Origin of the sequence: Fictibacillus halophilus, from assembly GCF_042680145.1 — a bacterium.
GTDB classification, from domain to species: domain Bacteria; phylum Bacillota; class Bacilli; order Bacillales; family Fictibacillaceae; genus Fictibacillus; species Fictibacillus halophilus_A.
Map to the genome: position 1 here is coordinate 3,025,717 of NZ_JBHTNQ010000001.1, position 18,224 is coordinate 3,043,940.

Here is an 18,224-nt window from a genome sequence, read left to right on the forward strand (position 1 = left end):
TTTTTCCATATTAAAAACACCGTATGTCTTCTTTGCTCGGATAGACTGCGCGTTCGCCGCCGATCAGCTTCGGGCGCGTCTTCGCCAGCGTCACATGCGCCGCGCCAACCTTCTTAACTTCGCTTCGAACCGGTACTGCGACATGCTTCAGGTGCATACCGATAAAGGTGTCACCGATGTCGATGCCTGCGTCGGCTTTTATATATTCAACGATCACGGGTTCGTTCATATGGTGAAAGGCATGTGTCGCCAATGCACCGCCGGCCGATCGAGCCGGAACAACCCGAACTTCTTCATAGCCTCTTTTTTCTGCTTCTTCCCGCTCCATGACGAGGGCGCGATTCAAGTGTTCACAGCACTGGACTGCAAGTGCAACTCCTGTTTCCTCTTGAAACGCTATGATACCGCGGTATAGTGCACCCGCTGTATCCATCGTGCCTGATGTGCCAATTCGTTCACCAATTACTTCGCTCGTACTTGCGCCTACTACTAATAATTGAGAAGATTTTAATTGTGCATGCTTTTGCAGATCTTGCAAAACATTCAGGACTTGGTCTTCGATTTGTTGGAGCTCGTCGCTCATTTGATGGTCTTCCCTTCATATTATGGGTTTATTGCTATTGGCCTTCGTATTGAGAGATTTTACCCACACGGCGTCCGTGGCGTCCGCCTTCATATTCTGTCGTAAGCCATACTTTTGCAATTTCCAAAGCGAGACCTGGACCGATTACACGTTCACCCATGGCAAGTACATTGCTGTCGTTATGCTGTCTCGTTGCCTTTGCACTGAACAGATCATGAACAAGTGCGCAGCGGATTCCTTTAACCTTGTTTGCTGCGATACTCATACCGATTCCCGTTCCGCAAATTAAGATTCCGCGATCTGCTTCGCCGTTTGCTACTTTTTCTGCTACAGGAATAGCATAGTCCGGGTAATCTACAGATGTCGTGCATTCACAGCCAACATCTTCTACTTCCATTCCCAGCTCTTCTATCATGGCTATAATTTCTTTACGTAATTCAACTCCGGCGTGATCTGAACCTATTGCTACTTTCATGTTGTCTGCACCTGCTCTCTCATACTTTTTTCCATTATATTCTTAACTAGTACCCTATTCAATGCCGCTTCACGCCTATTTAGGACAGCCTCATTCGAATATGATTCACTCTTTAGTCTTATCGTCTTTTTTCACTAATTTTTCAATAAGCGCTTCGATTTCGTCTCTTGTTTCCTGATAGAGATGCAAAGGACCGCCGAACGGGTCTGAAATATCTAGTGACGGAACGGAGCTCTCAAGCTTCATCCGCTTTTCAACGAGCGGCCTCACTTCTTTTTCGAACTCACTTTTAACATCTTCACTATTATGATCTTTGGACATATATTGCAGCTTTAACATTTCGATTTCTGTATACAACTCGTAAATCTCTTCAATTTTCTTCAGATCATCGTCGTCCATCACGTATTCTTTTAATGTATATGTTTTGTTGACAGCATCCGGCCATCTTCCAACGAGGGCATGCTTATGATTTTCAGTCATCGTTAAAATGAGATCTGCCCACTCGATCAAGTAATCTGAAACACCCTGTGACTGATGATTCTCTTTGATCTTCCTCTCAGAAAGAGCCTGTGTTGCATTCGAACTCATAACGGCGCCGTTTCCAGCAAATACTCCTGCAGACTTTACGTGAAATCTTCCCTTTCCTTTTTCCCGTAAAATCGCTTCAGCCATCGGACTTCGGCAAGTGTTTCCTGTACAAATAAATAACACGTTCATGGAGTGTTCACCTCATATTCTAGCTTTCCCCATTTTTATAGAGAGTAACGTTTTTTATTAGTATATCACCGGTTTCACGTGGAAATAAATCCTCTCGTTCTGTGATTTAAAAAGGCAAAAGAATCTTGACGCCAAAAGCAAGCAGGATGCAGCCGCCTAAAGCCTCGCTGTAGGAACCAAGCCATTTCTGCACTTTCTTCCCCATCATCAGCCCGCACCACGTAAGAAGCATGCTCATCATTCCGAACATAAAAATAGTCAGCCACGTTTTTGCGCCGTAGATTCCTAAACTAAGACCAACAGAAAAACTGTCGAGAGAAGCGCTCAATGCAAAAACGAGCAGACCGAAACCAACTGGCCGAACAAAAGGCTCATCATCTTTTGAAAAAGAAGAGCGGATCATCGTCATACCCAGTATAACGAGAAGGATCCCTCCCACTACGCCTGCGATACCGCCAAAATGGAAAGATATCTCTTTGCCGATCGTCATCCCGCCAAGCGGCATCAACATATGGAAAAGACCAATCGTGATTCCTATTTTCATAATCTGCTTTATTCGAAGTGAAAGCATCCCCATTCCCAGCCCGATCGAAAAGGCGTCCATACCGAGTGCGATGGACATAAACCATAGTGTCATCCATTCCCCCATCGTTGCCAAATAGTTCCCACTCCTTTATCCATCATACTTTCAGCCTATGCATGTCTACTTTTAAAAAGACTAAAAAATATACAAGCTGTTTAAACGTTTAAAAATTGCACACTTTACAGCAGCATAGGAAGGGAAAACGCCAGGGAGTAGCGTATATAAAAGAGATATAAACCTGTTCGAAAAAAGGGAGGAACAAGCATGGTCCATAACGCACCGGCCATTCCGGCAGCAGGGGAAAACATATGGCGGTTTTCTCCGTTCAAAACCGGTATTTCCCGCCAAAAAAGCATGACCTTTCGATTTATAAAGCAGGATGATGAGATTATCATGACTGAGAGTCAGGGTGACCTTTTTGACATGTTCGGTCTCAAACAGGAAAACGTTCTGCAAAAACGAATAGAAGATATCTTTCCGCCAGAGATGGCCGTTTTTAAAAGAGAAGTTTACGAGAGAGCGTTAAACGGAGAAAGTCTGACGTACGAATCGAAGCTGAACGACATTCCTTTTTTAGCAGCGATCGGTCCGATTTATAAAGATGGTGCTGTCTCAGAGGTTTACGGGTTCTGCGTTGATTTGAGCGAAAGGGTCCAGGTAGAGACGCAGCTCGCAGAAAGTGAACAGCGATTCAGATCATTGATGGACCATAACATCGATGCCTTATTCTCTCTGGATCTGGACGGTAAATTCACTACCGTCAATAAAGCTTGTACGGATTTGACGGGCTACAGCGAAACAGAGCTTCTCAACATGACGTTCGATCCTCTTATGATGCCGGAACGAAAATCGATTGCGATCGATCAGTTTAATGACGCATTAAAAGGCAGATCTAAAATGCATGAAACACGCATCCGGCAGAAAAACGGAGATGTACGGCAGATCACATTCACCCTTACTCCTATCATCGTGCTGAACAAAATCCATGGTGTATTTGGAATCGCGAAGGATGTTACAGCCAAAAGAGAAGCGGAAAAAGAGCTGAGAGAAACAAAAGACCTGCTCGAGTCTGTTATCTATCATTCAAGTGATGCCATCTCAGTTGTGCATTTAACGAATTATTACGTAAAAGTAAATCCAGCGTTCGAGCTGATCTACGGATGGTCACAGCAAGAGCTCAACAGCGGTCTCTCATCCCATATGCTGCCGGTCGTTCCAAAAGACAAAGCGGCAGAATCTGAAAGACTGATGACGATCGTGAAACATGGCGGATACGTAAAAGGCGTCGAAACGATCAGACTGACGAAGTCCGGAAAACGCATTAATGTGAGTCTTTCTCTGAGCCCTATTTACGGAGAAAATGGTGATGTTGTTGCCTTATCCGCTATTTCAAGAGATATTACAGATAAAAAATTAAAAGAAAAAGCATTAAAAGAAAGCGAAGAAAAGTACCGGATTATCGCTGAGAACACGACGGATTTAATAGGAGTTGTAGACCTTGAAGGGAACGTAAAATACTTCTCGCCTTCTAACAGGCTGCTGCTCGGCTTCGATCCGTCCATTTATGATGGAAAAAAGATTCAAGGATTCTTTCATACAGATGACAGACCTAAAGTGAAATTCGCGATCAACGAGATGGTGCAAACGCTAAAGCCTGTAAAATTCGAGGTGAGATGCAAGCATGCACACGGCCACTGGGTAACCCTTGAAGCGAACGCAACACCAATCATCAATGATCTGGGACAGCCAGAATCGTGCGTTGTTGTAGCACGTGACCTTACTGAACGGAAGCAAACCGAAGAAATGCTCAGAAAATCAGACAAGCTCTCCGTACTTGGGCAGCTCGCAGCTGGTGTGGCACATGAGATCCGCAATCCGCTAACTTCGATTCGAGGATTTTTACAGCTTCTGCAGTCAAAAGCATCAGAAGACAAGGATTACTACGAGATCATGCTTTCAGAAATCGACAGAATCAACAGTATCGTGGGAGAGTTCATGCTGCTCGCGAAGCCGCAAGCCATGAATTTTACGAAAACAGACTTGCGGGATCTGCTTAGGCATGTCATTTCGATTCTTGATACCCAAGCCATACTAACAAATGTTCAGATCTACTTTGAAAGTGCACCTGATCTTCCTGAAATCTGGTGTGTGGATAATCAGATCAAGCAAGTGTTTGTGAACATGCTGAAAAACGCAATAGAAGCGATGCCGACAGGCGGCTCTGTACATATTCACCTGCAAAAGCAAGAAAATTACGTAATCGCGTCCTTTATCGATCATGGCTGCGGAATTCCTGAAGAGCGCTTAGCGACACTCGGTGAACCATTCTATACGACAAAGGAAAAAGGAACAGGTCTCGGCCTTATGATCTGTTATAAGATTGTGGAAAACCACCACGGAAAAATTTTAATAGACAGCAAAATTGATGAAGGAACGACTTTCTCGATCATGCTGCCGATTCATAAAAACAAGCCTGTGTCGCAATAGACACAGGCTTTTGTTCGTAAACAAAAGGAGAAGTGGGTGGTTGATTTCCGTTTCAGGATGCTCGCTTTCCGGGGGGCGTGCGGTGAGCCTCCTCGCCCTAGAGTTCTGTCTTCGTTTTTAGTTACTTTGAGCGAAAAAGGAAGATTCTGAGCGAAACTAGAGGCAGTTTGAGCGTAACTAGAAAATCTTGAGCGTAACTCGACGTTTTTGAGCGTAACTCAAAGAATCTGAGCGAACGTGTAATAAATATAAGAACACGTACCGTAAAATTGCATCAGATAAGTTCAATTGGCTGAATTGACCCTTACTTATTGTTCTTTTATGATGTTGCCGCCAGCGGATTTTTCAAGCCGGTTCATAATGGCCACTCCCACTCCTGTTTTTGGGAACACTTCCCCAAAAATCTGATCGACGCCCGCTTCATTAAATGAGCGAAGTGCCTCATATAAATGCTGAGCAACCGTTTCTGGATTCTCTCTTCTCCCAGCAGGGATCACGCAATCTGCTCTATAAAAATCCACTCTTTCATCCGTAGTCAGGATTCCGATTTTCTTCCCGGCAGCTCTTTCTTTATCCACAAGCTGCTGCAAAAATTCAGGACTTCCATCCACAAGAACAAACGGAGCATTCGGTGCATAGTGTGTATATTTCATGCCAGGTGACCGTGGAGCCAATTTTTCGTTTTGAATGCCTGGGTCTACCATGACATTTCCGGTACCAACTATGTGTTCCAAATCCTCAAATGTTACTCCACCTGGCCTTAAAATGGTCACTGTCTCATTAGTACACTCAACCACGGTCGACTCTACACCTACTCCTGTAGAGCCTCCGTCCACAATTCCAGGAATTTTTCCTTTTAGATCCTCGTATACATGTTTCGCTGTAGTTGGACTTGGTTTGCCTGACAAGTTGGCACTAGGCGCAGCAAGCGGTACACCTGAAGCTTCTATGACAGCAAGAGCTATCGCGTGGTTTGGCATTCTAACCGCAACTGTGGATAACCCAGCCGTTACTTTTTCGCTTACATTATTCCCCTTCGGCATTACGATCGTAAGCGGACCTGGCCAGAAGGTGTTCATCAGCTTTTCCGCATTTTCTGGAAAGGAAGAAACAAGACCTTTAAGCTGCTTTCGGTCTGATATGTGGACAATTAGCGGATTGTCACTCGGTCTGCCTTTTGCTTCAAAAATTCTTGCTATCGCATGGTCGCTTTGAGCGTTACCTGCCAGTCCATAAACCGTTTCAGTCGGCAAAGCAACCACTTCATTTTGTTTTATCCACAAGGAAGCCTGAATAACATGTGGATGTTTTATTAAATTTTCGTCAAAGTTATCCACAGTCCAGAGTTCCGTTTGGAATGATTTCATGGTTTGAATCCCTTTCTATTACTCAGGTCGACACGCTTTTAATAGGTCGATCCACAAAACTTTTATATCCACAGAGTTATGCACAATTTGTCGCGAATTGTGGACAAGTTGTTGACAAACTCATTATGCATCTAACGCATACGCTAAAAGTTCTGCTCCTGATGCTGCATTATTTTTTACATGATCGGCATTTTCAATATGAGGAGGCACTTTATCTTTCGGAATGACTTCAAAAGACAGCGCTTCAAACATATGCACAGCCTTTGTGAGTAAATAAAGTGTTTCAACTCCTTTATCTTTTGAGTATACCAAAATTTTATCGATGAGTTTAAGGAGAAGGGATTCTGAAGAATATTTCTGCTTCAATACAAATGAACGAAGCAAACCGTCGTTACCGATCCGTTCAAGCCCTACTGTTCCGATGGTCTCCCCTTCATCATTCACCACGACAAGATAGTTTTCAATGCTGTCTTTGATTCCTTCTGACTGAAGTCCAGCTTTTCCAACAAGCTGCAATAAATCCTTTGCCTCATGCTGCATAGCCTGCCTTAAAATAATCGTCATTTTCAACTCTCCCCTGTTTTATATAAGATTCTTTTTTAATTGATTGTTATTTTGGGACTGTTTTTTTGATTCCCTTCCTGTGCAAGTTGATTGGAGTGCAAGGTGCGAGACTCCTGCGGGCTCACCGCTCGCCCCGTGGAAAGCGAGCATCCTGAAACGGAAATCAACCACTTCCAAAAGCTACAAATTTTGCGAAACAGCCTAGTTAAAAAAAGAAGGCACACCCTTTTAGGCTTACCTTCTTCATTTTCTATAATCTATGAAAATAGGGAGGAACTTATGCACAATTTAAGAGAATAACGATCCTACTGCACTTACAAGGCTATCAAACAACTCTACGACAAAGAATTTCGTTTGAATTTCTTCCGTTTCATCCGCCTCTTCAGCAGAAGCTGTTTCGGCTTTGTCACTTTTGCCTTCTTTGTTTTCTTTTACAGCATCTCCGTTTTCAAAGTCGAGGAAACATAATGGCGGGAAAAGCACACACCACCAGTTCTTACCTTCGCCTTCTCCAAGCGTAATAAGTACTGCTTCGTATTGACCTGCCGGATAAATATAGTCGCCATACATTTTAGTAGGAAACGCCACCTTGTTCAGCTCTACTGAAAATGTCTTTTCGATTCCCGCTTCGCTCAGTTTGTTCTGAACGATCTTTTCGATCGCTGGGAGCTGCTCGCGGATGATTTCACGAGCTTCACTTAATGTTGATAATTCGTCTACCCACGTTGTGATCTGTGCGTTTACTTCATCACGGATATCACGCTTCAGCTTTTGATCGGCTGGCGTGTTGCTGTTTGCTAAAATGCGAAGTCTGATCGATTCTTCCGGTATCTTAACAGAGGCATTCATCGTCGCGTTTGCCACTTTTGTTTGTGTTTCAAAGAATAAGAACATCACCGCTAAAGATATAAGAATAAGAATAAAGAAATGATTGCGTTTTTTCATCGTTTTTTCCTCCCCTTCGTCTCTAACCACAGTTTGGTCAGTGTGAGAAAAAAACATACTAGCAAACTACTAAAATCTTTTCTGTCTGTTTCGACAAAGGTTTTGTTTAACGATAGTTTTACATCATTGAAAAGTTGACTGGAGCGTAAGGTGGGAGACTCCTGCGGGATCAGTGTGACAGGTGAGACCCCTCATGGTGCAAAAAACACCGAGTGGGCTCACCGCACACCCCGTGGAAAGCGAGCACCTGAAGCGGAAGTCAACTACTTCTTATAGTATCTAACAGATGCTTCAACAAAAGAAATAATTACCAGCTTGCTTTACGTCAAAATCCATGTTAATTTAAATGTGTAAACGGTTACATACATGAAGGGAGGCGACGCTGTTGGCTACAATTCGAGACGTAGCAAAGGAAGCAGGAGTATCAGTGGCTACGGTTTCCCGTGTTCTGAATGAAACAGGATATGTTCATGCAGATACACGAAAACGCGTAACGGAAGCGATGAAGAATTTAAGTTACAGTCCAAATGAAGTGGCCCGCTCCCTTTATAAGAAAAAATCAAAATTGATCGGTCTCTTGCTGCCGGATATTACAAATCCCTTCTTCCCGCAGCTTGCAAGAGGCGTGGAAGATGAATTGCAAAAAGGCGGCTATCGGATTCTTTTCGGAAACAGTGATGAAAACACAGAAAAAGAGCTGGATTACTTAAACACCTTTATTCAGAACAATGTCGTCGGTATTATTTCTGCGACCAATAATAAAAGCAAAACGAATTATGATGGCTTGTCCATCCCCGTCGTCTTTTTAGACCGGACATCGAGCGATTATCCATCCGTGTATGCAGACGGTAAAAAAGGCGGAAGAATCGCAGCAGAGGAAATCGTAAAACGCGGAAGCAAACGCATCACCCTTTTAAAAGGACCCGCTCACATACAGCCGGCGCAAGATCGATTTCAAGGAGCACTGGAAGAGTTAAGCCGCTCGGATATTGATTTTCATGTCATGTCTACTACATCATTTGCCTTTGAAGATGCAGAAAAATGGGCAAAAGAGCTTTTTTCCATGTATCCAGACACAGACGGAGTGCTGGCAAGCAACGACATCGTCGCAACTGCTATCCTGCATGAAGCTCTAAGACTTGGAAAAGCGATACCGGAAGACATTCAGATCATCGGGTTTGATGACATTCCGCAAAGCAGCTTGCTGTTCCCCTCCCTCTCAACCATACGCCAGCCGGCCTATGAGATGGGAAAGGAAGCGGCTCAGCTTTTAATTAAACTTATCAATAAACAATCCGTGAATGAGCAGCACATTCAGATGCCAGTTACTTTTATAGAAAGACATACCACAAGAAAGGTTGATACTAATGGTTAAGATTGCAGTGATCGGAAGTTCTTCGATGGATCTAGTCGTTACTTCTGACAAACGTCCTGGTGCGGGTGAAACGGTTTTAGGATCTTCATTTAAAACCGTACCAGGAGGAAAAGGAGCGAATCAAGCTGTAGCAGCCGCACGATTAGGTGCAGACGTATCCATGATAGGCTGTGTCGGTGACGATCATTACGGATCTGCTATTTTGAAGAACTTCACACAAAATGATGTTGATGTAACGAATGTGGAACCGGTTACAGATACAGAAAGCGGAACGGCTCATATCATTTTAGCTGAAGGTGACAACAGCATCGTAGTTGTAAAAGGTGCAAACGACCATGTGACGCCTGATTATGTTGGTAAATCGCTAGGAATTATTGAGCAAGCGGACATGGTTCTCATCCAGCAAGAGATCCCTGAGGAAACGGTCGAATACGTAAGTGAACGCTGCAAAGAGTATGGGGTGCCTCTTCTTTTGAACCCTGCCCCTTCTCGCCCAATATCGCAAAAAGTTATTGAAAATGCCGCTTATATTACACCAAACGAGCATGAAGCGTTCGTACTGTTTGATGGTTTATCAACAGAAAAAGCATTAAAACAATATCCAAACAAAGTATTTATTACGGAAGGGAAACAAGGTGTACGCTATTTTGATGGTGAAAAAGAAGTGCTTGTTCCCTCTTATGAAGTGAAGGCAGTGGATACAACGGGAGCTGGAGACACATTTAATGCCGCATTGGCGGTTGCGTTAGCCGAAGGAAAAAGCATCACTGACAGCCTTCGATTTGCAAACCGGGCCGCTTCCCTTTCTGTCACAAAATTTGGCGCACAAGGCGGTATGCCATTAAGAAAAGAAGTGGAGGAAACGTTATGAAGCGGCACGGAATCCTAAATAGTCATATCTCAAAAGTCCTAACAGATCTTGGTCATACAGATTCAATAGTCATTGCCGATGCCGGGCTGCCGATTCCCGCTCACGTTCCCCGAATTGATTTAGCACTGACACTCGGTGTACCAAGCTTTGAAGACGTAGTAAAAGCCGTATCCGATGACATGGTTGTTGAACATGTAATTTTGGCGAGTGAGATTCAGGAAAAGAACGAAAAAACGCTTCAATATTTGAATCAGACTTTTTCAGAAAGAGACATTGAATTTGTGTCACATGAACAATTTAAAGAACTGACAAAACACGCGAAAGCTGTGATACGAACGGGTGAAGTAACTCCGTATGCCAACTGCATTTTAAAAGCAGGTGTAATCTTCTAGAAAGGAGTGATTGTGATGCACATCCAAATGAACGATATTTACAAAGCATTTGGAACGAACCAAGTATTATCCGGGGTAGATTTTGAACTCCAAGAAGGCGAAGTTCACGCCCTAATGGGTGAAAACGGTGCTGGTAAATCTACCATAATGAACATTTTAACGGGTCTTCATAAACGAGACTCAGGAACAATTCAGATAGATGGACAGGAAAAGTATTTTGATAATCCGAAAGATGCAGAGAAACATGGGGTTGCATTTATTCATCAAGAACTGAACGTTTGGCCGGAAATGACGGTGCTTGAAAACTTATTTATCGGCAAGGAGCTGCGATCGAAGTTCGGTCTTTTAAAATCAAAGGAAATGAAAGCGCTGGCAAAAAAGCAGTTCGAAAAGCTGGCTGTAAATATTCCTTTAGACAGAAATGCAGGGCTTTGTTCAGTAGGCCAGCAGCAAATGATTGAAATCGCGAAAGCCCTTATGACAAACGCAAAAGTCATCATCATGGATGAACCGACCGCTGCCCTTACTGAACGTGAAATTGAAAAACTGTTTGAAGTCATAAACGCTCTCCGTAAAGAAGGAGTTTCTATTGTTTACATCTCGCACCGGATGGAAGAGATCTTCGCCATCTGCGACCGTATAACTGTGATGCGTGACGGAAAAACAGTCGATACAAAAACAATTTCAGAAACAAACTTTGATGATGTGGTCCGTAAAATGGTTGGCCGTGAACTGACGGATCGTTTTCCTGAAAGAAATCCGAGTGTCGGCAAAACGATGCTCGAAGTCAAAAACGCTGCAAGAAACGGCGTGTTTGAGAATGTAAGTTTTTCAGTGAAATCTGGTGAAGTTGTCGGGGTGTCAGGTCTTATGGGAGCCGGCCGTACCGAAATCATGCGGGCACTGTTCGGGCTCGATAAGCTGGATAGCGGTGAAATCTGGCTGGATGGCAAGAAAGCGGCAATCAAAAATCCTTATGAAGCTGTAAAACTGGGCATTGGTTTTATTACGGAAGACCGGAAAACCGAGGGGCTTGTGCTCGATTTCTCGATTCGGGATAACATGGCTCTCCCGAACTTAACGAGCTTTTCAAAAAAAGGATTCATTGATGATAAAACAGAGAATGAATTTGTTGATTTATTGATTAAACGGCTGCGTATTAAAACGCAATCTGGTGAAACGAATGCCAAAGACCTTTCGGGAGGCAATCAGCAGAAAGTCGTTATCGCGAAATGGATTGGCATCGGACCAAAGGTTTTAATTTTAGATGAACCAACAAGAGGTGTCGATGTTGGTGCTAAGCGTGAAATCTATCAGTTGATGAACGAGCTTACCGATCGCGGTGTCGCGATTATCATGGTATCTTCTGAACTTCCTGAAGTAATCGGGATGAGTGACCGGATCCTTGTGGTTCATGAAGGAAAGATCAGCGGTGAGCTGGCAAAGAGCGAAGCATCGCAAGAAAAAATTATGACGCTTGCAACGGGAGGACAGTAATATGAAAACATCACCTGCAAAAGTTAATCATGTAGATAATATCACGCAGAAGCTGGGACCATTCTTAGGATTAATCATTCTTGTCGTCATTGTATCGGTTCTAAATCCAAGTTTCTTAGAACCTCTGAATTTGTTAAACCTGCTGCGGCAAGTGGCGATTAACGCACTTATTGCATTCGGTATGACATTCGTTATTTTAACAGGAGGCATAGATCTGTCGGTCGGATCGATACTCGCCCTCTCCAGCGCTTTAATGGCCGGCATGATCGTTTCTGGTATGGATCCTATGCTTGCCATTTTAGTTGGCTGTTTGCTCGGAGCTGTTATGGGAGCGATCAACGGTCTTTTAATTACAAAAGGCAAGATGGCTCCATTTATCGCGACACTTGCAACAATGACAATTTTCCGCGGGTTGACACTCGTTTATACGGACGGAAACCCAATCACAGGTCTTGGAGAAAATTATTTATTTCAGCTTTTCGGACGCGGATATTTCTTAGGCATTCCTGTACCAGCCGTTACGATGATGCTTACCTTTGCAGCGTTCTGGGTGATTCTGCACAAAACTCCATTTGGACGTAAGACATACGCGATCGGCGGAAATGAGAAAGCAGCTATCATCTCTGGAATTAAAGTAACAAAAGTAAAAGTAATGATTTACTCTCTCGCTGGACTCCTTGCGGCTCTAGCAGGAGCGATATTAACTTCTCGTTTGAATTCAGCACAGCCAACAGCAGGAACTTCGTATGAACTTGATGCAATCGCTGCGGTTGTATTAGGCGGGACAAGTCTATCAGGCGGAAGAGGTCTTATCATCGGTACACTGATCGGTGCTTTGATCATCGGAACACTGAACAATGGTTTGAATCTATTAGGTGTCTCTTCCTTCTTCCAAATGGTTGTTAAAGGTGTCGTTATCTTGATCGCAGTATTAATTGATCGTAAAAAAGCAGCATAGGAGGGTTTCAGTTGAAAAAAGTGTTAATCGTAATTCTAACGTTGTCGGTGTTTCTTTTAGGAGCTTGTTCAATGGAACCTCCTTCATGGGCAAAACCTTCGAAAAAAGGTGAAGGAGAAAAGATAAAGATCGGTTTATCTGTTTCTACTTTAAACAATCCGTTCTTCGTTTCATTGAAAAATGGAGTTGTGAAAGAAGCAAAAAAGCAAGGTGCTGAAGTTGTAGTGGTCGACGCACAGAACGATTCTGCTAAGCAAGTTAATGACGTAGAGGATCTATTGCAGCAAGGTGTTGATGCCTTACTGATCAACCCAACCGATTCAGCAGCTATTTCTACAGCTGTTCAATCCGCGAACAGCATCGGTGTTCCCGTTGTCACTTTGGACCGTTCTACAGAAAAGGGCGATGTAGCATCGTTCGTAGCATCCGATAACATAAAAGGCGGCCAAATGGCAGCCGATTATATCGTAGAACAAGTTGGTGAAGGTGCTAAAGTCGCTGAGCTGGAAGGTGTACCAGGAGCATCCGCTACACGTGAACGCGGAAAAGGATTCCATAACATTGCAGATAAACAGTTAGATGTGACTGCAAAACAAACCGCTAACTTTGACCGTACAAAAGGCTTAAACGTTATGGAAAATCTGCTGCAAGGAAATCCAGACATCAAAGCCGTATTCGCTCATAACGATGAGATGGCATTAGGAGCACTCGAAGCAATCAACAGCTCCGGCCGTGATGTTATCGTCGTTGGCTTTGACGGAAACGAAGACGCCGTGAAAGCTGTAGAAGCTGGAAAACTAGCTGCCACAGTGGCTCAGCAACCAGAACTCATCGGGAAACTAGCTGTTGGAGCAGCATCTGACGTATTAGCAGGCAAAAAAGTAGAAAAGAAAATATCCGCACCGCTTAAATTGATGGTGAAGGAATAAAAAAAGGCTGACTCTATAGCTTTAAGCTTAAGAGTCAGCCTTTTTTTGTTGGAAAACCGCTCAGAAAAACAGTTATGAGCCTTCAGTCGGATTTATGAGCCTTCAAATTTTTTTATGAGCCTTTAAAATTTTTTATGGTCCTTCAAAATTTTTTATGAGCCTTCAAAAAAATTTATGAGCCTACACACTAAAACGAAAGAGGGGGACAGACCCGGGTCTGTCCCCTTTTCCCAAATTATTTCCCAATCACTGCAAACACCATGCGGTCTTTCCCGCTAATGTCATACTTCACGTACACTTGCGCTTCTCTAAAGGTATCTTTCAGCATGCTGGCTACCGCTGCACCTTGACCAGCGCCCACTTCAAAGCCAACTAATGCTCTTTCCTTCAAAACCAGCGGCAGCTCTTCCATAAACCTTCTGTAAAAGTCATAGCCATCTTCCCCGCCGCTCAACGCGCGCATCGGTTCTCTATCTTTTACGATTGTATCGAGAACTGCGATCTCATGATCAGGGATGTATGGGGGATTCGATACAACCACATCCAGCTTGATACCTCTATCTATAAAAGGCTTCAGCAAATCGCCATGAAGAAATTCAACATCTGTTCCAAGCTTTCTCGCATTTCCACGTGCTACTTCAATCGACTCTTTCGCAATGTCCACTGTGTATACTTTCAAATCCTTATTCTCAAGCGCCATCGTTACGGAAATTGCACCACTTCCTGTCCCGATATCTGCAACAGCAACTTTCTCTTCACTAGGAAAATGCTCAGAAATCAGTGTCAGCATATGCTCCACTAACTCTTCTGTTTCAGGACGCGGTATCAGAACTTCTTCATTCACAGAAAACGTGCGGCCGTAAAAATCTTCCCTGCCGGTAATGTATTGAACCGGCTCACCATTAACATGACGTTCCACTGCCGCTTTTAGCTCTTCATACTTCTCTTCGCTTATTGGATCGTGAAGACGCATCAGCATATCCGTACGGCTTACATCACCCAAGACATGTCTCATCAGAATCTCTGCAGCAAAGGCTTCCCGATTATGGTCTGCTAAAAAAGAAGAAGCCCAGGCGAGGGCTTCATGAACTTTCGTACTCATTTTACGCGTCCGCCTGTGCTTTCATCTTGCTTGTTTGATCCTCTGTGATGAGCGCTTCTACAAACTCATCCATTTTACCAAGAAGGATCTGGTCAAGCTTTTGAATTGTCAGGCCGATACGGTGATCGGTAACACGGTTTTGCGGGAAGTTGTACGTACGGATACGTTCAGAACGGTCACCTGATCCAACCGCGCTCTTACGTGTCTCATCGTACTCTTTTTGCTTTTCTTGCTGAATCTTATCATATACACGCGCACGAAGAACTTTCATAGCTTTTTCTTTGTTCTTGATCTGTGATTTTTCATCCTGACACGATACAACCGTGCCTGTAGGAATATGAGTTAAACGGACCGCAGATTGAGTCGTGTTTACAGACTGACCCCCTGGACCAGAAGATGTAAACGTATCTACACGCACGTCTTTTTCATGGATTTCAACCTCTACCTCTTCCGCTTCAGGAAGAACCGCTACTGTAGCTGTAGATGTATGGATACGTCCGCCAGATTCAGTCGCTGGAACACGCTGAACACGGTGTGCTCCATTCTCATACTTCAGCTTCGAATAAGCGCCAGCACCGTTGATCATAAAGATAATTTCCTTATAACCGCCAAGTTCAGTGTAAGAAGCCTCGATAACTTCAGACTTCCATCCTTGCATTTCCGCATAACGGCTGTACATACGGTAAAGATCGCCAGCAAACAATGCTGCCTCGTCTCCGCCGGCAGCACCGCGGACTTCGACGATAACGTTCTTGTCGTCGTTCGGGTCTTTCGGAAGCAATAAAATCTTCAGCTTGGCTATGAACTCTTCAATCTGACCAGAAAGACCAGAGATTTCTTCTTTTACCATTGCTGTCATTTCGGCATCAAGCTTTTCCTCAAGCATCATCTTTGCTTCGTCCAGCTGTTCTTTTGCCTCTTTATATTCACGGTAAACCGCTACAGTTTCCTGAAGAGAAGATTGCTCTTTTGAATACTCGCGCAGTTTGTTCGTATCATTAATAACTTCAGGATCACTTAAAAATTCATTCAATTTATCATATCGCTGTTCGATCGTTTCTAAACGTTCTAACATGGTTTTTCACCTCTGCTTTGTATGCATAACATTGTAATTATAGTCGTTATCAGCTAAACTCTCAATCTTTTTCAGGTAATAACTCTCGCATAATCATTGTAACTATTTTCTACCCGTTTAATTCCACTTTTTCAACATGGCTTTTTCCCCATTCACTCATGTGGTTTAATGTGGCTTCTAAATTTTTTCCGTATTCTGTTAAAGAATACTCTACTTTTGGAGGGACTTGCGGGTATACTTGACGATTGATCAAGCCATCAGCTTCTAATTCTCTTAGTTGAAGAGTCAGTGTTTTTTGTGACACTTTAGGAAGCAGTTTTTTGATTTCACCAAATCTTAAAACCTCGTTCTGCTGCAAATGGCATAGAATGACACCTTTCCATTTTCCGCATACCACATCCATCGTCACTTCAATTGGATGAGAATATTCTTTTCTCAAGCGAAAACACCCCTTAGTTTCATTTCGTTCTCTTAGTTACAAAAATGTACCTTCTTGCGTATGGATACTAACTCTCATTATAATAACTACGATAAGAAAAGACTATAAAAATATTGGGGACCTGCCGATGTCTAAAACGATTCGAATCGTAAAGAACGGAGAAAAAAGGAAAGTGCATCCAGAGGACTTGCCTTGGGTCATCCTTCAGCTTGAAAGAGGTATGGAAAAAGGATTGATTGAAACGATTCAGCATACCCCTGCCATACGGGCTTTCAGAAAAAAAGATTATGTATTTGGATCAACCATCTTCAGCTGGAATCATAAAGAGGATGACCAGCTTTATTTTGATTACTATCAATTTAAAGTATTTTGTGATGACTTGGACGTGAAGGTTAGATACTTAGAAGTAAGATAGAATAATCACCAGCATAAAAAAGAGGTTCCAGAAAGGAACCTCTTTTTTGCATTTTTTTAAGTTATCTAGTCGCTATAAGAAGAAGTTGATTTCCGCTCCAGGATGCTCGCTTTCCACGGGGCGTGCGGTGAGCCCCCTAGGCTAATTAAGCCTGCCGTGGTCTCACCTGTCCCGCTTATCCCGTAGGAGTCTCGCACCTTGCGCTCCAATCATCAGTCCAAGAAGATTACTCAAAAAACATATTTAAAAGTAACAATCTTAAAAAATGAGCCTATTAAAGTTATCTTGTCGCTGCGTAAACATCAATTACGCCTTTACCGTAATAGAATGAGTCGCCAAGCGGTTTTGCCGTATTCACTAGCTTTTGACGGACTTGAACGTTCGAAAGTCCTGGGTTTCCAGCCATAATAAGCGCTGCTGCTCCTGCTACGTGCGGAGAAGCCATTGACGTTCCGTTGTAGCTGTCGTAGCCATTCCCTGGAACGCTGCTTAAAATGTTTACCCCTGGCGCCATAACTTCAAGTTCTTCACCTACGCTTGAGAAAGAAGCACGGTTGTTGCTGGAATCCACAGCACCAACTGCCATTACTGAAGCATATTTCGCAGGATAGCCGATCGTGTTGCGCTTTCCTTTTGTTCCTGAGTTTCCAGCAGCTGCCACTACAAGAACGCCAGAGTTATATGCATTATCACAAGCTTGCTGAAGCGCTGTTGAACCAGAGCTTCCGCCTAAGCTCATGTTGATGACATCCATATTGTTTGAAACAGCCCACTCAATCCCTTGAATGATGCCGCTATATGTTCCGCTTCCAGAACTGTCTAGCACTTTTACCGCATAAAGGTCAGCTGAATAAGCTACACCAAGAACACCTGTTGTATTATTAAGAGCCGCAACTGTACCTGCAACGTGTGTACCATGGCTGTTGCCGTCTGTCAGTGCATTTGGCTCACCTGCCACGAAGCTCGCACCTCCGCGAACGTTTAGATCTGCGTGACTAGCATCGATTCCCGTATCTAAGATTGCAACTTTTACACCTGAACCTGTGTTTCCAGTCGCATGGACTTGATTTGCTTTAATATGTGTAATGCCCCATGGCGTTGTTTGAGCTGTTGCATATGCCATGTGGTCTTCTTCAACATAAGACACATTCGGGTTTTTCTTAAGTGCTTCTGCTGCCGCTTCAGGCATAGAAACAAGCATCGTATCCATAAATTTGAACTGATGCTTAACCTGTCCACCCATTTTTTTAACATCATTTACTTGAGCCGTTTGAATATCTGATTTAAAACCAACGAGGAAGTTTTTCGGTCCTTTATCAACCGTTGCAGCGGATGCAGAGAAATGCAGGTTTCCTACCAATAGGGATAGGACAAACAACAAACTGAGCATAGCACTAAACGTGCGCAATACAGTTTTTTTCATTTCTTTTCCCCCAATCATGATTTTATA

Annotated in this window: 19 protein-coding genes; 8 read left to right on the forward strand and 11 right to left on the reverse strand. The window is 43.4% G+C overall.

What is annotated here, in order from left to right:
* Positions 1-10: 10 nt before the first annotated feature.
* The 4 genes from ACFQ4X_RS15280 to ACFQ4X_RS15295 form a co-directional block, all read right to left on the reverse strand.
* Positions 11-583, reverse strand: a complete 573-nt coding sequence (locus ACFQ4X_RS15280) for a TIGR01440 family protein (protein WP_379836544.1) — start codon at positions 581-583, stop codon at positions 11-13.
* Positions 584-617: 34 nt separating this feature from the next.
* Positions 618-1,058 carry a ribose 5-phosphate isomerase B gene (gene rpiB / locus ACFQ4X_RS15285; protein WP_130293084.1) on the reverse strand — a complete coding sequence of 147 codons (441 nt, stop codon included), beginning with the start codon at positions 1,056-1,058 and terminating at the stop codon, positions 618-620.
* A 105-nt stretch (positions 1,059-1,163) separates the two neighbouring features.
* Positions 1,164-1,775: a low molecular weight protein arginine phosphatase gene (locus tag ACFQ4X_RS15290; RefSeq protein WP_379836546.1), complete on the reverse strand. Its 612-nt coding sequence runs from the start codon at positions 1,773-1,775 to the stop codon at positions 1,164-1,166.
* Positions 1,776-1,881: 106 nt separating this feature from the next.
* Complete coding sequence (locus ACFQ4X_RS15295; protein ID WP_379837188.1) at positions 1,882-2,424, reverse strand: manganese efflux pump MntP family protein; 543 nt, start codon at positions 2,422-2,424, stop codon at positions 1,882-1,884.
* 198 nt (positions 2,425-2,622) lie between these two features.
* Between ACFQ4X_RS15295 and ACFQ4X_RS15300 the strand changes: the two genes are divergently transcribed.
* Positions 2,623-4,845, forward strand: coding sequence for a PAS domain S-box protein (locus ACFQ4X_RS15300; protein ID WP_379836548.1), 2,223 nt, complete (start codon positions 2,623-2,625; stop codon positions 4,843-4,845).
* Between the two features lie 308 nt (positions 4,846-5,153).
* Here ACFQ4X_RS15300 and ACFQ4X_RS15305 read toward each other — a convergent pair whose 3' ends face one another.
* The 3 genes from ACFQ4X_RS15305 to spoIIR form a co-directional block, all read right to left on the reverse strand.
* Positions 5,154-6,212 (reverse strand): L-threonylcarbamoyladenylate synthase, encoded by a 1,059-nt coding sequence (locus ACFQ4X_RS15305; RefSeq protein WP_379836550.1) that lies wholly within the window; start codon positions 6,210-6,212, stop codon positions 5,154-5,156.
* 123 nt (positions 6,213-6,335) lie between these two features.
* Positions 6,336-6,776: a GNAT family N-acetyltransferase gene (locus tag ACFQ4X_RS15310; protein WP_379836551.1), complete on the reverse strand. Its 441-nt coding sequence runs from the start codon at positions 6,774-6,776 to the stop codon at positions 6,336-6,338.
* 288 nt (positions 6,777-7,064) lie between these two features.
* Positions 7,065-7,721, reverse strand: coding sequence for a stage II sporulation protein R (gene spoIIR, locus ACFQ4X_RS15315; RefSeq protein ID WP_379836552.1), 657 nt, complete (start codon positions 7,719-7,721; stop codon positions 7,065-7,067).
* Positions 7,722-8,106: 385 nt separating this feature from the next.
* On the opposite strand from spoIIR, the gene ACFQ4X_RS15320 reads away from it, so the two are divergent.
* The 6 genes from ACFQ4X_RS15320 to rbsB are packed head-to-tail and all read left to right on the forward strand — an operon-like array spanning position 8,107 to position 13,743.
* A complete protein-coding gene (locus tag ACFQ4X_RS15320) occupies positions 8,107-9,096 on the forward strand; it encodes a LacI family DNA-binding transcriptional regulator (RefSeq protein ID WP_379836554.1) in 990 nt (329 codons plus the stop codon).
* On the forward strand, positions 9,089-9,967 hold the full coding sequence (gene rbsK / locus ACFQ4X_RS15325; RefSeq protein ID WP_379836556.1) for a ribokinase: 879 nt from the start codon (positions 9,089-9,091) through the stop codon (positions 9,965-9,967). Before ACFQ4X_RS15320 ends, rbsK begins: the two co-directional genes overlap by 8 nt.
* Positions 9,964-10,359: a D-ribose pyranase gene (gene rbsD / locus ACFQ4X_RS15330; protein ID WP_379836558.1), complete on the forward strand. Its 396-nt coding sequence runs from the start codon at positions 9,964-9,966 to the stop codon at positions 10,357-10,359. The genes rbsK and rbsD overlap by 4 nt, the downstream gene beginning before the upstream one ends.
* 15 nt (positions 10,360-10,374) lie before the next feature.
* Positions 10,375-11,856: a sugar ABC transporter ATP-binding protein gene (locus ACFQ4X_RS15335; RefSeq protein ID WP_379836560.1), complete on the forward strand. Its 1,482-nt coding sequence runs from the start codon at positions 10,375-10,377 to the stop codon at positions 11,854-11,856.
* Position 11,857: 1 nt separating this feature from the next.
* The gene (gene rbsC / locus ACFQ4X_RS15340; protein WP_066293953.1) at positions 11,858-12,814 is read left to right on the forward strand and encodes a ribose ABC transporter permease RbsC; all 957 of its coding nucleotides are present in this window, start codon (positions 11,858-11,860) and stop codon (positions 12,812-12,814) included.
* Positions 12,815-12,825: 11 nt separating this feature from the next.
* A complete protein-coding gene (gene rbsB / locus ACFQ4X_RS15345) occupies positions 12,826-13,743 on the forward strand; it encodes a ribose ABC transporter substrate-binding protein RbsB (RefSeq protein ID WP_379836562.1) in 918 nt (305 codons plus the stop codon).
* Positions 13,744-13,978: 235 nt separating this feature from the next.
* Here the strand turns inward: rbsB and prmC are convergent, their stop codons facing one another.
* The 3 genes from prmC to ACFQ4X_RS15360 form a co-directional block, all read right to left on the reverse strand.
* On the reverse strand, positions 13,979-14,845 hold the full coding sequence (gene prmC / locus ACFQ4X_RS15350) for a peptide chain release factor N(5)-glutamine methyltransferase (RefSeq protein WP_379836564.1): 867 nt from the start codon (positions 14,843-14,845) through the stop codon (positions 13,979-13,981).
* Between the two features lies 1 nt (position 14,846).
* Positions 14,847-15,920 (reverse strand): peptide chain release factor 1, encoded by a 1,074-nt coding sequence (prfA, locus tag ACFQ4X_RS15355; protein WP_379836566.1) that lies wholly within the window; start codon positions 15,918-15,920, stop codon positions 14,847-14,849.
* Between the two features lie 109 nt (positions 15,921-16,029).
* The gene (locus ACFQ4X_RS15360; protein ID WP_379837190.1) at positions 16,030-16,323 is read right to left on the reverse strand and encodes a winged helix-turn-helix transcriptional regulator; all 294 of its coding nucleotides are present in this window, start codon (positions 16,321-16,323) and stop codon (positions 16,030-16,032) included.
* A 163-nt stretch (positions 16,324-16,486) separates the two neighbouring features.
* Between ACFQ4X_RS15360 and ACFQ4X_RS15365 the strand changes: the two genes are divergently transcribed.
* Positions 16,487-16,774 (forward strand): hypothetical protein, encoded by a 288-nt coding sequence (locus ACFQ4X_RS15365; RefSeq protein WP_379836568.1) that lies wholly within the window; start codon positions 16,487-16,489, stop codon positions 16,772-16,774.
* A gap of 280 nt (positions 16,775-17,054) precedes the next feature.
* Here the strand turns inward: ACFQ4X_RS15365 and ACFQ4X_RS15370 are convergent, their stop codons facing one another.
* Entirely contained in the window at positions 17,055-18,182 is a 1,128-nt protein-coding gene (locus ACFQ4X_RS15370; RefSeq protein WP_379837192.1) for a S8 family peptidase, read from the reverse strand.
* Positions 18,183-18,224 lie beyond the last annotated feature (42 nt).

Excerpts from the sequence above, each read along its gene's own strand:
- ACFQ4X_RS15310 (WP_379836551.1), bottom strand. The coding sequence starts at position 6,776 with ATGACGATTATTTTAAGGCAGGCTATGCAGCATGAGGCAAAGGATTTA.
- ACFQ4X_RS15305 (WP_379836550.1), bottom strand. The coding sequence starts at position 6,212 with ATGAAATCATTCCAAACGGAACTCTGGACTGTGGATAACTTTGACGAA.
- rbsK (WP_379836556.1), top strand. The coding sequence starts at position 9,089 with ATGGTTAAGATTGCAGTGATCGGAAGTTCTTCGATGGATCTAGTCGTT.
- spoIIR (WP_379836552.1), bottom strand. The coding sequence starts at position 7,721 with ATGAAAAAACGCAATCATTTCTTTATTCTTATTCTTATATCTTTAGCG.
- ACFQ4X_RS15335 (WP_379836560.1), top strand. The coding sequence starts at position 10,375 with ATGCACATCCAAATGAACGATATTTACAAAGCATTTGGAACGAACCAA.
- ACFQ4X_RS15365 (WP_379836568.1), top strand. The coding sequence starts at position 16,487 with ATGTCTAAAACGATTCGAATCGTAAAGAACGGAGAAAAAAGGAAAGTG.
- ACFQ4X_RS15360 (WP_379837190.1), bottom strand. The coding sequence starts at position 16,323 with ATGGATGTGGTATGCGGAAAATGGAAAGGTGTCATTCTATGCCATTTG.
- prmC (WP_379836564.1), bottom strand. The coding sequence starts at position 14,845 with ATGAGTACGAAAGTTCATGAAGCCCTCGCCTGGGCTTCTTCTTTTTTA.
- prfA (WP_379836566.1), bottom strand. The coding sequence starts at position 15,920 with ATGTTAGAACGTTTAGAAACGATCGAACAGCGATATGATAAATTGAAT.
- ACFQ4X_RS15300 (WP_379836548.1), top strand. The coding sequence starts at position 2,623 with ATGGTCCATAACGCACCGGCCATTCCGGCAGCAGGGGAAAACATATGG.
- rpiB (WP_130293084.1), bottom strand. The coding sequence starts at position 1,058 with ATGAAAGTAGCAATAGGTTCAGATCACGCCGGAGTTGAATTACGTAAA.
- ACFQ4X_RS15295 (WP_379837188.1), bottom strand. The coding sequence starts at position 2,424 with ATGGGGGAATGGATGACACTATGGTTTATGTCCATCGCACTCGGTATG.
- ACFQ4X_RS15290 (WP_379836546.1), bottom strand. The coding sequence starts at position 1,775 with ATGAACGTGTTATTTATTTGTACAGGAAACACTTGCCGAAGTCCGATG.
- rbsD (WP_379836558.1), top strand. The coding sequence starts at position 9,964 with ATGAAGCGGCACGGAATCCTAAATAGTCATATCTCAAAAGTCCTAACA.
- rbsC (WP_066293953.1), top strand. The coding sequence starts at position 11,858 with ATGAAAACATCACCTGCAAAAGTTAATCATGTAGATAATATCACGCAG.
- ACFQ4X_RS15280 (WP_379836544.1), bottom strand. The coding sequence starts at position 583 with ATGAGCGACGAGCTCCAACAAATCGAAGACCAAGTCCTGAATGTTTTG.